Here is a 14,715-nt window from a genome sequence, read left to right as displayed (position 1 = left end):
GATGTAGGGGCGGGTTTTACTACTATCTTTTCGGTTGCACCTCAATGTGACTCGCGCCCGCCCTGTTTCTAGAGTTTCCATTAATCCAAGCGGGTCGCCCCTACATGGTTTTAATACCTACCCAAGGCAATTGCTTGGGTAGGATTTAGAACCTATTGATTCGGTGCCCATTGACTAATGCGGAAGATGACAAATTCAGCCGGTCGCACTGGACAAACACCCACTTCTACATAGAGACGACCCAGCATAATCGTCTCATGGGTGTTAATTTCTCCATCGCACTTGACGTAGAACGATTCTGAAGGGGAAGTTCCAAACAATGCTCCCTCACGCCAAAGCCGCTCCAAGAAATTGTTGACTGTACGGCGTACACGAGCCCAGAGAATTTGGTCATTTGGCTCGAACACCACCCACTGTGTACCAATTTCAATGGATTTCTCAATGTAGCTGAGTAAGCGGCGGACACTGATATAACGCCATTGCACGTTATCCGGTTCTACCAAGGTGCGAGCGCCCCAAACTTTATAGCCTCGGTTGTAATTGGCGAAATTGCGGATACAGTTAATCCCCATCGGGTTTAACAGTTCTTGTTCCCGCATATTGGTGTCATAAGCTAAACCCGTTACACCACGAGGCGTTTCATTAGCCGGTGCTTTGAACACGCCCCGTGTTTCATCCGTGCGACACCAAATTCCCATCATGTGACCACTGGGGGGGACATAAATGGGTCGTCCACCATTACGAGGGTTCGCCACTTTAATCCAGGGATAGTAGAGAGCGCCAAACATGGAACGGCGATTAAACAGTTTTAACCAAGCCGCGACATCTTGAGGTTTCTGTTGTTCCGCCGCAACTGGGGTATCTCCTTTCGTCGGCTTGACCGGAGGTGCGTCAAGAACTGCCATCCGGTAGGCTGGACCTGGGAAGGAATTCTCGCACATACTTAGCATCATTTCCATGACACCGTGAACTTGTTCTAAGTTCATCAATCCTTCTTGATACACTTTCATCAAGTCAGGACAAGCAATCATGGCGACTTCATCAATTTCAAAAATCCCCTGTGTCCCCGTGCGGTCATCCCGTTGTCCTTGTAAATCGCGGGCAAAGTTGTCTGGGGGAGAAATGTACGGTGGCGGCGTAATCTCATACGCTCCTTGCATGGGTCGCCGTGACAAGGGTTGTCCGCTTTGGGAGATGTCAACCGCCTGGATAAATTCAGAACTTTCAACGGCGGTGACTACATACTCAGCTACCTGCGTATCCACTTCTGGATTCATCGTCAGGTGGTCATACCGTTCCAATACCTCTTCGCCGCGTGCCACAATCAGGTCAAAGAATTCACCGGTGTTGTACGGGGGTTCGGCATCTTCTGGTGCGTCTTCGGGTAAGGGTTTCGGTGTACTTTCTTGAATCACCACCCGCAGCCGTGGCTCATCTGCACCGGGTAGCGCTAAGGCTCCCCCTTCTTCTGATTCAGATTCAGCCGGCTTAATCATGAATTGTAACGAGGGGCGATTTCCCGATGTTAAAACCTTAGTCCCCGTTTGCTCGATTGGCGGCGGTTCAGCACCCGGTAGTTTAGTGCCAATACTGGTTACCCAGCAGCGACCCCCACCATTGAGGAACCACCCTTGAACCGCAAAGGGTAAATAGGCGTCAAAGTCGGTGAACCCATCGGAGCCTTCTTTGGCAAACGACTGCAAGTACTGATCCCAAGTGGTAATCAGCATGGGTTTAAATAATTCGGCGTCACCGCGTATATCCTCGGTAAAACCAATAAACCCAGCGACACTCATACTAATGCCCTCAATCGGGCGACTGCCACGGTCTACCTCTTCAACGTAGACTCCTGGCGCAAAATAATCTAATGGCATGAGTAATATATCCTCCATTTAGGACTTAAATCAGCCAACAGAAAAACAACCTTAGAGTGTCAAACTCTATACACTGTTGGCAGAGGCAGTTTTCTGTGCCAATTGAAAGGAACAAGAGCACAAGCAGACAACGCTGGATGTGCCAAAATCCCTAATACATTCCGGAATGCTGCTGGAGCTAGCCAACTTCTGCATAATATCTTTCAGTGATAGCATGTCAGAACGTGTTCGTACAGGAGTCATTCCCTTTTGTTGTCGCAACCAGCGATGACGCCGTAGCTCAGTTAAGTTCTTATAGAACAACTGTTGCTTATGTGACATCTCTTACACCGTAATCTTTGATTCGGTGTAAGCTTCCAAGACAATCCGGCTATTGCTTAGGAGACTCTTGGCTTTATTAACGACACGGGATGCCCCACCGCGCCGGAACAATACAAAGTTTATCTGGGAACTTCCCCCAGACCAGATATTTGCCAAGGTTCGGGCAACAGGAGCGATCATAGAAGTCTGTGATTATGCTGTACGCATAAGTGTCATGAGAGAGGCTAACCCTAGCTATATTATTAGACTATAGTCGAAAATTTACCTAAAATATCTTTACAAATTATAAACGAAATCTTAAAAAATATTTATTTTTGCCGCGACCTATTTGAGAAGGTTGCCCAGTTTTAGGCTATGATTGTTGTCTAGCACTTTTTTAGGTCAATTTAGCTAAAATTGTAAAGAAAAGTAAAAAGTAAGAATGCTGGGGATTGGATGAAATAGGGATAAAGCCGTGTAGAGTTTTGACTAAAGGGCGACCCGAACCCATTGACTGGATTCCAGTTGTTAATGGGCACAAGGGGGCACGAATACAGATAAAATGCGGTTAGAGGACTCCTGTCATGTCACAACTGGTCAAAGCGCAACTGATTTCAACTGATGGTGGCGGAACCATTGAATTCATGTTTAATCCCAACCAGTTGGCATTCAATCAGCAAATTAATCTAACTAAAAGTAGTGGAGCGCGGACAGGGAGGGGATTGCCTAAAGTTAACTTTGCTTATCCTGAACCCGTCATCCTCACCATCAATGACCTAATTTTTGATACCTACGAGCGAGGGGAGAGTGTTCTAAAATATATCAAATCATTTCAAAAAGCGGTTGATTTTGCCGAGTCAGGAGCGGGTCGAGAGAAACGTCCACCAACTTATGTGTTTACCTGGGGTTCTCAAAAGTATATCCGCTGCTTTGTAACCAAACTTGATTACAATCTGACGATGTTTCTGCCAGATGGGACACCAGTACGCGCCAAAATTAATTTGACTTTAGAAGAGATTGATGAGTCCATATCCCAACCGGGTATGTCTACGCCTAAGTCGAATGCCAGTCAACGCCAACAAGATAGCTTGTCAAGTCGTAAGGCTCGGCTTAAATCAGGTTCTGGCGCAAGTTCACCCACGTTAAGTCCCTCGCCTCAAGCAGCACCATCGGCAAGTTCACTGACTACGGGAGGTTTGGGGGGTGCAGCTAATGCAGCATCCCAGGCTGCCTCTCAAGCCTCTGATGCGGCTTCTCAAGCGGCTTCTCAGGCTGCTTCTCAAGCTGCTTCTCAAGCCTCTGATGCGGCTTCTCAAGCAGCTAATGTGGCGTCTCAGGCGGCGTCCCAAGTCTCCGATGCTGCTTCCCAGGCGGCGTCCCAAGTTTCCGATGCGGCGTCTCAGGCGGCTGATACGGCATCCCAGGCGGCGTCTCAGGCGACGTCTCAAGTCTCCGATGCTGCTTCCCAGGCGGCTGATGCTGCTTCCCAGGCGGCGTCCCAAGCCTCTGATGCTGCTTCCCAGGCGGCTTCTCAAGTCTCCGATGCTGCTTCCCAGGCGGCTGATACGGCATCCCAGGCTGCTTCCCAGGCGGCTGATACGGCATCCCAGGCTGCTTCCCAGGCGGCTGATGCGGCATCCCAAGCTGCCTCCCAAGCTTCTGATGCGGCGTCCCAAGCTGCTTCCCAGGCGTCGGATGCGGCGTCCCAAGCTGCTTCCCAGGCGTCGGATGCGGCGTCCCAAGCTGCTTCTCAACTTGAAGAATGAACATCATGAAACACATTAAATTGGGTATTAGTAGCGAGCAAGATGCTCGCACTACAAGGATTTCCTCATTATAGACATTAAGGTTTACAGCAGATTTCAGGTTGATGAGGTACAGTATTCTGAGCAAGATCCCCGACTTCGTAGGAGCATCATTTGGTAGAGAGGTTCCAGCGGAACGTCTGGAACAACAGGAAAGGAAAGTCCTAATCGATGTGTCTACTGCTATACTTGAAAAGCGCTGTAAATGCTGAACCGCTTATTTCATTGCCTCTACTGAGTCGCGATCGCTAAACGAATGCCTTCGACTAAACGTAAGCGATCCATAACGCTAACAACTCGACCATGAGGGACATTTTCATCGGCATTAATAATCACCAAGACTTGAGAATTTGCCGTAACCAATGACTCTATCCCTGCTTCAAGTTGAGATAATTCAATCGGTTCCCGGTTAATAAAAATTGCCCTATTTTCCTGAATTGTGATCGTAATTATTCGGTCTTGTAGCTGACTTTCTGCGGTTGTCGCCGTCGGCAAATTAACAGGTAATCCTTCAGATCGGGTTAAATAAAGAGTTGAAATTATAAAAAATGCCAAGATGGCGAATATCGCATCAATCATTGGCACAATATTAATCTGGAATGGTGTTTCTGAATCATCAGGTAGACGCATAGTAGTGTAGAGACGCTTCTTGCATCGCGTCTTGAGTTGAGGTTGTTTACTGACGACGGAATAACAAATGACAAATAAAAACGGTAGAAAAGGCTAACCTTCTCTACCGCCAAATCGGAATTATCAATCGAGTGGATTATTCAGCACCTTGAGGTAAAAGTTCCCGTTGTTCCCCAGGTTCTCCAGGAATAACTTTCACTTTGCCCTCTTCATCCACATCGACAATAGCGCTGTCTCCTTCTTGCAGGCGAGTCGAAAGGATTTCTTCTGCTAATACGTCTTCTAACAAGCGCATGATTGCCCGACGCAGGGGTCTTGCGCCATAAGACGGACTGTACCCTTCTTCCACCAAGCGTTCTTTGAAGCGATCGGTGACTTCCAAGGCAATTCCCTGTTCTGTGAGACGCTTGAAGACTTCCCGCAGTAGGATATCGCAGATTTCCTTGATCTCGTCTTTGCTAAGCTGACGGAAGACAATAATCTCATCCAAACGGTTGAGGAATTCTGGACGGAAGTACTGCTTGAGTTCCTCATTGACCAAAGAACGGATGCGGTTGTACTGGGATTCGGCTTCGTTGTCGCTTAACTCAAAGCCTAAACCACCGCCACCTTTTTCAATCACCTTAGACCCGATATTAGAGGTCATGATTAATAGGGTGTTCTTAAAGTCTACTGTCCGCCCCTTAGCATCCGTAAGACGCCCGTCTTCCAGGATTTGCAGCAGCATGTTAAAGACATCAGGATGGGCTTTTTCGATTTCGTCGAATAGCACCACCGTGTAGGGACGACGACGTACTGCTTCAGTTAGTTGACCGCCTTCGTTGTAGCCGACATAGCCTGGAGGCGAACCAATCAACTTACTGACGGTATGGCGTTCCATGTACTCGGACATATCCAAGCGAATCATCGCGTCTTCTGATCCGAAGAAGTAAGCCGCCAAGGATTTGGCTAACTCAGTTTTACCCACCCCGGTAGGACCTGAGAAGACAAAGCTGGCGATGGGACGGTTGGGATTCTTCAAACCTACCCTTGCCCGTCGAATCGCGCGAGACACCGCTTTCACCGCATCTTCCTGACCGATGAGGCGCTGGTGCAGCGTATCTTCCATGTGCAGCAGCTTCTCAGACTCGGATTCAGTTAGCTTGCTAACGGGTACACCTGTCCACGATGCGACAATGTGGGCGATATCTTCCTCATCAACAACCGGCGAATCATCCGTTCCCGTTTCTGTCTTTTTATTTTGAGCGATCGCGCGAATTTCGCTTTTAATTTCCATTTCCCGATCGCGCAGTTCCCCCGCCCGGTCAAAGTCTTGCGATCGCACGGCGTCGTCTTTTTCTTTGAGGACTTGTCGCAGTTCCTTATCTAACTCTTTAGCTGCTGGGGGAAGCTGGGAGTTAATTAGACGCACGCGGCTACCGGCTTCATCAATCAAGTCAATCGCCTTATCTGGCAAAAACCGATCTGAGATATAGCGATCTGACAGTTTTGCCGCTGCATCCAGGGCTTCATCTAAAATTTTCAGCTTGTGATGCTGTTCATAACGTTCGCGCAACCCGTATAAAATCTCAATCGTCTCTTCAACGGACGGTTCACCTACCATCACGGGTTGGAAGCGCCGTTCTAATGCCGCATCCCGTTCAATATGTTTACGATACTCATCTAGGGTTGTCGCCCCGATACATTGGAGTTCACCTCTGGCTAAAGCCGGTTTCAGGATATTTGCGGCATCAATTGCCCCTTCAGCCGCACCTGCACCAATCAGGGTATGAACCTCGTCAATCACCAAAATCACATTGGCAGCTTGACGAATTTCATCCATGATTTTCTTGAGGCGTTCTTCAAACTCACCCCGATACTTCGTCCCCGCCACCAGTAGCCCGATGTCCAGAGTAACGACGCGCTTTTCTTCTAAGATATCTGGGATATCGTTATTGGCAATTCGCTGCGCCAATCCTTCTGCGATCGCGGTTTTGCCGACCCCAGGTTCCCCTATCAATACAGGGTTATTTTTGGTGCGACGTCCCAAAATTTGGATAACGCGCTCAATTTCTTTAGCGCGTCCCACTACCGGATCAAGTTTACCTTCACCCGCCATTTGGGTCAGATTGCTACCAAATTCATCTAAGGTTGGTGTTTTCGTGCGACCCGAAGATGCGCCACTGGTGACTTCTGCCGTCTCGCCCAGCATCCGGATGACTTGAGTTCTCACTTTGGTCAGGTCTACACCCAAATTTTCCAAAACTCGTGCCGCCACCCCTTCGCCTTCCCGGATCAACCCCAGCAGTAAATGCTCAGTTCCGATATAGTTATGACCCAGTTGGCGGGCTTCCTCGAGTGATAATTCTAACACTCGTTTTGCCCTAGGGGTAAAGGGAATTTCCACAGCGACAAAGCCGGAACCTCTACCAATGATTTTCTCAACTTCAATCCGGGCATCTTTAAGATTGACACCCATCGACTTGAGAACTTTGGCGGCGACGCCAGTTCCCTCCCCGATCAAACCCAGAAGGATTTGCTCCGTGCCGACAAAATTATGCCCCAGGCGACGTGCCTCTTCCTGGGCTAGCATGATCACCTTAATGGCTTTTTCTGTAAAGCGTTCAAACATGGCGTATTTCCATCACCTGTTGCGTGCCCGTGTACGCTGATTCTAGCATAGGAGACTTCTCAGGCTGTCTCCTATACAACAACCTGTCTAAATTAATCTTTAAATTCCTCTCTCTCAGGGGAGGGATTTGGGAAGCTGGGGAAGTAGAGACGTGCCATGGCACTATGGCAAGCTGGGGGAGCTGGGGGAGATTAGGGACAGAAGAATTTTCTATGAACAATCAACAAGTGACAAATGACCAATGACAAATCACCAATCACACATAACTAAAGAGTTGCCAACCCTGACGGGTTAAGCGGGAGACGATTTGCTCATAGCGTTCTTGCAGGGTTTGCTCAAATTCCGGCTGTTGTAAACCCTTGCGCCACAAAATTAGGGCATCTTCACCCGTATCTTGGTAATATCCTCGGCGTCGTCCGGCTGGAATAAAATCAAACTTGTGGTAGAGAGACAGGGCAGCGTGATTCGAGGGTTTGACCTCTAAGGTTGCCCACTCCAACTGACGCTGTTTAGCGTCCTTGAGTAAGGCATACAGTAAAAATTGCCCCAGTCCCTGATGTTGATAGTTTGGATGCACCGCCAAAATCGTAATATGCGCTTCCTCCAGAATTGACCAGTAACAACCTAAACCCACTAAGGCATTCCCTAAAGGGGAGTGCGTGGGTAGATCCTCCCCAAGTGGATTTTGTGGTCTAACAACGGCTGAATGGCAACCCACTGGGCGCTTATCCCAGGGGTTGTGTGCTTCTAAAACCAGTATTTGACTATTCGGGCTATTTAACTCTCGTTCGTAGCCCGATCGCGTCCACAGCCCGCCAAAACATACAAGATCGAGATCAACAGCCGCACTCAGTTGTGCTGTGGTTAGCGGCTTTAGTTCTAAGACAGTCACAGCACTCAATTGTACACTAATTGACGTACGCTTTTGGTGTACCTGCCCATATCCATTTCAAGATGATAACGACATTATGCTATTGACTGACCCCACTCAGGTGCAAAACTCTGGACAGCGATATCTTCGATCATCCCATTTTCATGGCGATGATCGCTCGCCCAATCAGGAACTGTTGCCGCTTACAGCCACTGTTAACAGCCAAGACTGCCTGGAAATTGGTGGCTGTGATGTTAAAGGTTTAGTTGAGGAGTTTGGTTCTCCCCTTTATATTCTAGATGAAGTCACCCTAAGAACAGCTTGCCGCCAATATCGGGATGCCTTTGCCCGTTACTATCCCGGAGATACCTTAGTGCTGTATGCTTCAAAAGCCTGGAATTGTTTAGCGGTTTGTGCGATCGCGGCATCGGAAGGTTTGGGGATTGATGTCGTATCTGGAGGTGAACTCTACACCGCACTAGAAGCTGGGGTAAAAGCCGATAAGCTGTATTTCCACGGCAATAACAAGTCTATCGCTGAACTCCAACTCGCCATTGAGAGCCAATGTACCATTGTTGTCGATAACCGCTTGGAGTTAGAAACTCTGGCGGATTTGGCACAGAAAGCCTCTGGGAACGCTAAGGTTCGGATCATGATTCGGATCACACCTGGGATCGAGTGTCACACCCATGAATACATTCGCACCGGTCACCTGGATAGCAAGTTCGGTTTTGATCCCCACAGTCTAGATGAGGTTTTTGCCTTCATTAGCCACCATCCTATCCTCGACTGCATTGGTTTACATGCTCACATCGGGTCACAAATTTTTGAGAGTCAACCCCACAAAGATCTCGGGGCGGTTTTGGTTGATTATCTCCAGAAAGCCTCTGTGTTCAATGTATCCATTCAAGAACTCAATGTCGGTGGCGGTTTAGGAATTCGCTATACCGAAGACGATGATCCCCCCAGGATTGATAATTGGGTCAAGGGGGTTTGTGAAGCTGTGGTTAATGCCTGTAAGCAGCAGCAGTTGCCCTTACCCCGGCTATTATCCGAACCGGGGCGATCAATTATTGGACCCGCTTGTGTGACGGCGTATACCATTGGCAGTCGCAAGGTCATCCCCCAAATGCGAACCTACATAGCCGTCGATGGGGGGATGTCCGATAACCCACGTCCGATTACTTATCAATCGGTTTATCGTCCGGTGGTTGCCAATCGCATGTCAGCACCAATAACCGAAACTGTCACAATTGCGGGTAAACATTGTGAATCCGGGGATATATTACTCAAAGATGCCCAATTACCCGAAACCCAACCTGGGGATTTGCTCGTCGTCATGGGAACTGGAGCATACAATTACAGCATGGCATCTAACTACAATCGTGTACCTCGACCTGCAGCGGTGTTAGTTAAGGATGGAACGGCTGAATTAATTTTGCAGCGAGAAACCTATCAAGACTTAATCCGCATGGATCATTTACCGAAACGACTTGTATCCCAGGATAAGGGATGAGGAATGGGGGAGCATGTAGAGACGTAGCATGCTACGTCTGGAAGCTGGGGAAGCATGTAGAGACGTAGCATGCTAAGTCTGGGAGCTGGGGAAGCCAAGGACGAATGACAAATGACGAATCTGTCGCAACTCCCCTGCTAATCTCGTTACAATCAAGCCAGAGTCAAGCTCTCAGTTGCTAAACGTTTAATTAAGTTCAATGCCTGCGTCGTCGTCGGGTTATTTTCCTGACTCTGGCTGGGTTCAATCTTTATTGCTGCACAGCGTTGATGTCGGATTGGTTCTAGCCCTCACCTATATGGTTCTCCTCATTATCGGGGAGCGTCGTACTTTGTGGATGGTTCGAGGGCTAATCGTCTTGATGCTAGCGGCAGCGGTCAGTAATCGACTAGGATTGACCCTGTTGAGTTTTGTGTTAGAAAAATTGGTGGTTGGTTCGGCTGTGGCGATGGCTGTCATCTTTCAGTCAGAATTTCGCCGCTTTCTCGAACAAGTCGGGCGGGGAGAAATTAGGCAGTTGTTTCAATCCCAACGCCGCCCTATGCCTAAACCAGATAGTGTGATTGATGAAATTGTCGATGCGGTTAAAGAATTATCTCAAAATCGGATTGGCGCATTGATGATTATGGAGACCAATGGAACCATTGATGAGCGAGATTTTTCTGTACCAGGGGTACAGTTGAATGCTGAATTGTCTAAAGAACTGCTGCAAACTATCTTTCAGACGACGACGTTACTCCATGATGGGGCAGTATTGATTCGGGGGTCTCGCGTAGCTGCAGCAGGTGTGATTTTACCCCTATCCGAGCGAACTGCCTCACGACAGCTTGGCACGCGCCATCGAGCCGCGATGGGAATTACTGAGCGGGTGGAAAATTGCCTTTGTATTGTTGTATCCGAGGAGACGGGTTCTATTTCATTGGCGGAACGGGGCGGACTCAACCGACCTTTAACCAGTAGTAAACTCAAAGAACTGTTAGAGGATCGATTTTCGACAGCGGTTGACCGTGAGGCAGTTCCCCCCGGTTTACGCAGTTTAGGTCGCCAAGTTAAGTCTCAGGGATGGCTAATCATTTCCCGTTTTCTCCGTCTGCCGTCCTCTACTTCTCGTAATAAGAAATGACTATTATTTAGACAACTATTATGCAAACGATACTAAAAGAATTACCAAGCGACCTCGACCAGGAACGTCTACCCAAACATGTAGCAGTGATTATGGATGGTAATGGTCGTTGGGCAAAACGCCGAGGTATTCCTCGGATTATGGGTCATCGCAGAGGAGTAGATGCCTTAAAACGGTTGTTGCGCTGTTGTGATGATTGGGGAATTCAAGCCTTAACCGCTTATGCCTTTTCCACAGAAAACTGGGGGCGTCCTATCGAAGAAGTGGAATTTTTAATGACACTGTTTGAGCGGGTATTGATGCGAGAACTCCAAGAGATGATGGAGGAGAATGTACGCATTCAGTTTGTGGGGAATTTAACGGCATTACCGCAATCCCTGCAAGACCAAATTGAACGGGCGATGACCCAAACTGAAAATAATACCGGGATTCAGTTTACTGTGGCGACCAATTACGGTGGACGTGAAGAGATTTTACAGGCTTGTCGGGCAATTGCGACTCAGGTTCAGCACGGTCAGATTCAACCGGAGGAGATTGACGAAGCGCTGTTTTCTCGCCATCTTTATACTGCCAATATTGGTGATCCAGATTTGCTGATTCGCACGAGTGGAGAGATGCGTTTGTCAAATTTTCTCCTCTGGCAAATGGCTTATGCTGAATTTTATACGACAAACACGTTTTGGCCCGATTTTGACCGAGAAGCGTTTCATCAAGCTTTAATTGCTTATCAGAAACGAGATCGGCGATTTGGTAAATTGTAGAGACGTAGCAGGCTACGTCTCTACAATCTATGGGTCGTTCATGGACCAGAGAAAACCGCTGCTTCTACATCTTCACGACTTAGGGAATACTTGAAAGAGCGCAAAATGTCACGTCGTCCTTCTGCTGCATTAATGTAGCGCACGGCTAATTCCTCAACTTCTAGACAGAGTTCGGCTTTCCAAGTTGGTCGTTCCACACGCCAGCAATTGAGTTCATTGTTATCTTGTTGACATCCTTGTGAACGGAGCCAATTTTCGATTTCAGGAAGGGGATGGTTATAGAGGGGGGTGTCAGCGGAAGGAAGTACCATAGACGTTTTTATAGATTGAGAGATGGAAAAACAACAGGGCTTGACGGTGAATTAGATGGGGAGAAATGTTGGTTAGGAGGGGGAGATAGAGGGATTGGTTGTAATTGAGTTATCGGTGGAGTGGTGACTCGACTGGATAGAGATATCCCAGAAACTTGAAAAGCATTGTCTCCTCGGGTTAACCCAATCACAATTGCCAGGAGCAAGCATCCCACGAAGGTTATGCCTAAAATAAATAGGGCAAATAACTCGCCAGGGGAGAGAGGACGGTCAGTGGGGTCAAGGTAGGCAGAGGATGAGTGATCAACTCGCGATCGCACGACGGGACGGTTCAATCCGGGTGGAGGTTGAATGACGTTGACGCGAGAATAGCGAATAGTTTGATCATACAGGATTCGCCGTTCTGGATTACTCAGAGTCCCATAAGCTTCATTGAGCTGTTGGAACTTAGTCTTTGCCGTTGCTTTTGGTAAGTCGGTGGTATCGGGGTGGTAACGTTTACTCAGTTCCCGATAGGCACGACGGATATCTAGAGCAGATGCACTGGGGTGTACCCCCAGAATCCCATAATAGGTTATGGGTTGTAGCTGTTTGCTCGTCCTAGTCTTCTGTTTTACCCAGTCTTGAGCCATCCTAGCTGGTATAACAAACGGTTTTTAACATTTTACGCGATCGCTCTGGCTTGGTGAGCAGATGGGGGAGTTTGGTTTCGTCGTAGGGGCTGGGCGGGTTTATTGAATTGAGGGGTTTCTGGCAACAGGTAATAGTAAAACCCGCCCCTACGAGTTAATTTGTTTTTTTCTGTATCTTGGCTGAATTGTCAAATAAAGTGGTAATCACACCAAGAGGCAAGCCAGAGCGATCGCCTGCTGAAACTGCAAATTTGTGAAGGGTGATCAGAAATATAGGAGAAATGGGTACACTTAGTTTAATCTGCGCTAGTCGCACGAAAGCCTTCCCCCAGTCAGCAGGTTGTCATTAATGAATACCGTTTTAGTTGTTGAAGATTCTCTCAGCCAGCGGGAATGCGTTTCTCAGCAGTTAACGTGGAGTGGGTGGAATGTCATTCAAGCCAGTGATGGTGTAGAAGCACTCCGGCAAATTCAGAACAATTCTCCCGATTTAGTGCTATTAGATCTGATCATTCCCCGGATTGACGGCTATAGGGTTTGTCGTCTAATCAAGGCAAATCCCCACACCCAGAATATTCCTGTAGTTCTTCTAACCGGAAAAGGACAGCATTTAGCCCTTTCCTACGGTATCAAACATGCCGAGGCGTATGTCGGTAAACCTTGGCAACCGAGAGAATTATTGGATACCCTGAAACGAGTATTGCTCGATACGAAAAAAGAACCGCAAACGGCTTCTGCTCATGCTTGGACAGACTATGGTATTCTAATTTTCAAGATAATTCAACTCTATGAATGTCGCGTCCAACCGTGGACAGAGTATGGTTCCGAAATTATTAAACTCTATGAAAAGGCTTTGGCGGCTTTCAAGCAAGCCTTGATAATTGAACCGGAACACCTCCTCGCCAATCATTACCGCTTAATGGCTGAAAAAAACTGGGATAGTTTACAGGAAAAACTAGAACAATCTCAACCCTGTAAACTTTGTCAGTATTATCATGGCACAGATGGAATTAACTGTGCCGTCCATCCCTGGGGACGCCCTGGAGAATTTTGCCTAGATTGGGAATTAAGTTAGTCGTAGTTTGTAGTAGGCACTAAAGTGCCTTAATGCTTTACTTTTAAAAACTAAAGTGCTTACTACGGACAGGGAGCGTTAAAAAAAATAATCATATCACGGGCAATAACTGACAACGACCCGCCCTGCTCCCCTAAACTGCTGATAATACGTTTGACTAACTTTATCCCCCAGCTCCGAAAGCCGATCAATCCCAATACCATTACGACCTTGTTCTTTCCCCGAACTGTGAATATAATAGCCATCACCTAAAAAAAGACCCAGATGATTAATTTTCTCAGGTGTGCCAAAGAAAACCAAATCACCCGCATCTAATTCCACCAAAGGAATTGATTGAGTAAACGCCTGCTGCTGATAGGAATCTCTCGGTAACCAAATTCCCGACGCCGCAAACGCTGTTTGCATCAATCCTGAACAATCGTAATTAGGTCCAACTGTCCCCCCCCAGAGGTAATAATTAGACTGTTGCATCGCGTTCTTCGTAAACGCAATAACCGCCGGAAGTCGTTCTTGGATTTGAGTGCGCGAGAGTGCGATCGCGTGATAGGGTTGAGGGGCGATTTCCAGTTGAGTGATATCTTCAACTCGTAACCAGGCTCCATACCCATCCTCACATAGCCGCACCTGTATAGCCTGCTCCCTCGCTGTGGATAATACCGATTGCAAATACCGTCCAGCCGCCGCTTGAGTCGCTAAACTAGCACAAGTGGGAGAATCATAAAGGTCTAAATTAACACGGCAACGGTACTCACCATGTTTTAATTCAGCTAAACCGCCAGGAGCCTCGCGCCGTACCGCGCTTGTCGGCGTCGAGAGGAATGGCGGGAGAATTTGTGGGGTTAAATGCCCCGAATTCTCCAAGTTATGCTTGTTGCTCACAGATTCCTCCTCTTCTTTTTAAAGGTTTAACTTTGTTGATTGCCGCCGTTTTGTACTTACTCTTACATTCGGGTTCTGGTTTTAAGCTGAGGCGAGTTCCCAAATTTTGGACTCCGACAACAGGATAAATACGTCCCTCAAACAGAACGAAGTCATGTTGCTTGTAGAGATACCGTTTCTTCTTAATGGAACGGCGTCCAGCACTCACCTTATGACCCCGATGCTGCCTTAAGTTTTCATCGTTGAGATTTGTATTTCTGGTTCGACGACCAGAAGATAACTCGCTACCAGAGCGGATTTCTCCGTCTCTTTTGTCACGATACTTAG

General features: G+C 47.8%; 13 protein-coding genes and 2 pseudogenes. 5 read left to right on the top strand and 10 right to left on the bottom strand.

What is annotated here, in order from left to right:
• Window positions 1-152: 152 nt before the first annotated feature.
• From RID09_RS04085 to RID09_RS04075, 3 genes are all read right to left on the bottom strand, one after another.
• Window positions 153-1,874 carry a phage tail sheath family protein gene (locus RID09_RS04085; RefSeq protein WP_446334673.1) on the bottom strand — a complete coding sequence of 574 codons (1,722 nt, stop codon included), beginning with the start codon at window positions 1,872-1,874 and terminating at the stop codon, window positions 153-155.
• Window positions 1,875-1,940: 66 nt separating this feature from the next.
• Window positions 1,941-2,195, bottom strand: a complete 255-nt coding sequence (locus RID09_RS04080) for a hypothetical protein (RefSeq protein WP_446334672.1) — start codon at window positions 2,193-2,195, stop codon at window positions 1,941-1,943.
• 3 nt (window positions 2,196-2,198) lie between these two features.
• Window positions 2,199-2,375, bottom strand: coding sequence for a hypothetical protein (locus RID09_RS04075; protein ID WP_446334671.1), 177 nt, complete (start codon window positions 2,373-2,375; stop codon window positions 2,199-2,201).
• 383 nt (window positions 2,376-2,758) lie between these two features.
• On the opposite strand from RID09_RS04075, the pseudogene RID09_RS04070 reads away from it, so the two are divergent.
• Window positions 2,759-3,250: pseudogene (locus RID09_RS04070) on the top strand (CIS tube protein); the annotation flags it as partial.
• A gap of 960 nt (window positions 3,251-4,210) precedes the next feature.
• On the opposite strand, the gene RID09_RS04065 reads toward RID09_RS04070, so the two are convergent.
• The 3 genes from RID09_RS04065 to rimI all read right to left on the bottom strand — a co-directional run bounded on the left by RID09_RS04065 (window position 4,211) and on the right by rimI (window position 8,112).
• Window positions 4,211-4,609: an ExbD/TolR family protein gene (locus RID09_RS04065; protein WP_446334670.1), complete on the bottom strand. Its 399-nt coding sequence runs from the start codon at window positions 4,607-4,609 to the stop codon at window positions 4,211-4,213.
• A 136-nt stretch (window positions 4,610-4,745) separates the two neighbouring features.
• Complete coding sequence (locus tag RID09_RS04060) at window positions 4,746-7,220, bottom strand: ATP-dependent Clp protease ATP-binding subunit (RefSeq protein WP_446334669.1); 2,475 nt, start codon at window positions 7,218-7,220, stop codon at window positions 4,746-4,748.
• A 256-nt stretch (window positions 7,221-7,476) separates the two neighbouring features.
• Entirely contained in the window at window positions 7,477-8,112 is a 636-nt protein-coding gene (gene rimI, locus RID09_RS04055; protein WP_446334692.1) for a ribosomal protein S18-alanine N-acetyltransferase, read from the bottom strand.
• Window positions 8,113-8,188: 76 nt separating this feature from the next.
• On the opposite strand from rimI, the gene lysA reads away from it, so the two are divergent.
• From lysA to RID09_RS04040, 3 genes are all read left to right on the top strand, one after another.
• Window positions 8,189-9,607 (top strand): diaminopimelate decarboxylase, encoded by a 1,419-nt coding sequence (gene lysA / locus RID09_RS04050; RefSeq protein ID WP_446334668.1) that lies wholly within the window; start codon window positions 8,189-8,191, stop codon window positions 9,605-9,607.
• 199 nt (window positions 9,608-9,806) lie between these two features.
• The gene (cdaA, locus tag RID09_RS04045; RefSeq protein WP_446334667.1) at window positions 9,807-10,730 is read left to right on the top strand and encodes a diadenylate cyclase CdaA; all 924 of its coding nucleotides are present in this window, start codon (window positions 9,807-9,809) and stop codon (window positions 10,728-10,730) included.
• A gap of 20 nt (window positions 10,731-10,750) precedes the next feature.
• Window positions 10,751-11,491, top strand: a complete 741-nt coding sequence (locus RID09_RS04040; protein ID WP_446334666.1) for an isoprenyl transferase — start codon at window positions 10,751-10,753, stop codon at window positions 11,489-11,491.
• Window positions 11,492-11,529: 38 nt separating this feature from the next.
• On the opposite strand, the gene RID09_RS04035 is transcribed toward RID09_RS04040, so the two are convergent.
• Together RID09_RS04035 and RID09_RS04030 are read right to left on the bottom strand one after the other, a co-directional pair.
• Window positions 11,530-11,802 (bottom strand): DUF3143 domain-containing protein, encoded by a 273-nt coding sequence (locus tag RID09_RS04035; RefSeq protein WP_446334665.1) that lies wholly within the window; start codon window positions 11,800-11,802, stop codon window positions 11,530-11,532.
• Window positions 11,803-11,810: 8 nt separating this feature from the next.
• Window positions 11,811-12,434 carry a J domain-containing protein gene (locus RID09_RS04030; RefSeq protein ID WP_446334664.1) on the bottom strand — a complete coding sequence of 208 codons (624 nt, stop codon included), beginning with the start codon at window positions 12,432-12,434 and terminating at the stop codon, window positions 11,811-11,813.
• 349 nt (window positions 12,435-12,783) lie between these two features.
• On the opposite strand from RID09_RS04030, the gene RID09_RS04025 reads away from it, so the two are divergent.
• The gene (locus RID09_RS04025) at window positions 12,784-13,509 is read left to right on the top strand and encodes a response regulator (protein WP_446334663.1); all 726 of its coding nucleotides are present in this window, start codon (window positions 12,784-12,786) and stop codon (window positions 13,507-13,509) included.
• Between the two features lie 96 nt (window positions 13,510-13,605).
• Here RID09_RS04025 and RID09_RS04020 read toward each other — a convergent pair whose 3' ends face one another.
• Together RID09_RS04020 and RID09_RS04015 are read right to left on the bottom strand one after the other, a co-directional pair.
• Window positions 13,606-14,340, bottom strand: a complete 735-nt coding sequence (locus RID09_RS04020) for a C40 family peptidase (RefSeq protein WP_446334691.1) — start codon at window positions 14,338-14,340, stop codon at window positions 13,606-13,608.
• Window positions 14,341-14,371: 31 nt separating this feature from the next.
• A pseudogene (locus tag RID09_RS04015) lies at window positions 14,372-14,715 on the bottom strand (RNA-guided endonuclease IscB); the annotation flags it as partial.

Source organism: Coleofasciculus sp. G1-WW12-02 (assembly GCF_040219735.1).
In the GTDB taxonomy this organism is placed as follows: Bacteria; Cyanobacteriota; Cyanobacteriia; order Cyanobacteriales; family Coleofasciculaceae; genus Coleofasciculus.
The sequence above is the reverse complement of the archived record's forward strand: the minus strand, read 5'-3'. Positions and strand labels throughout refer to the sequence as shown.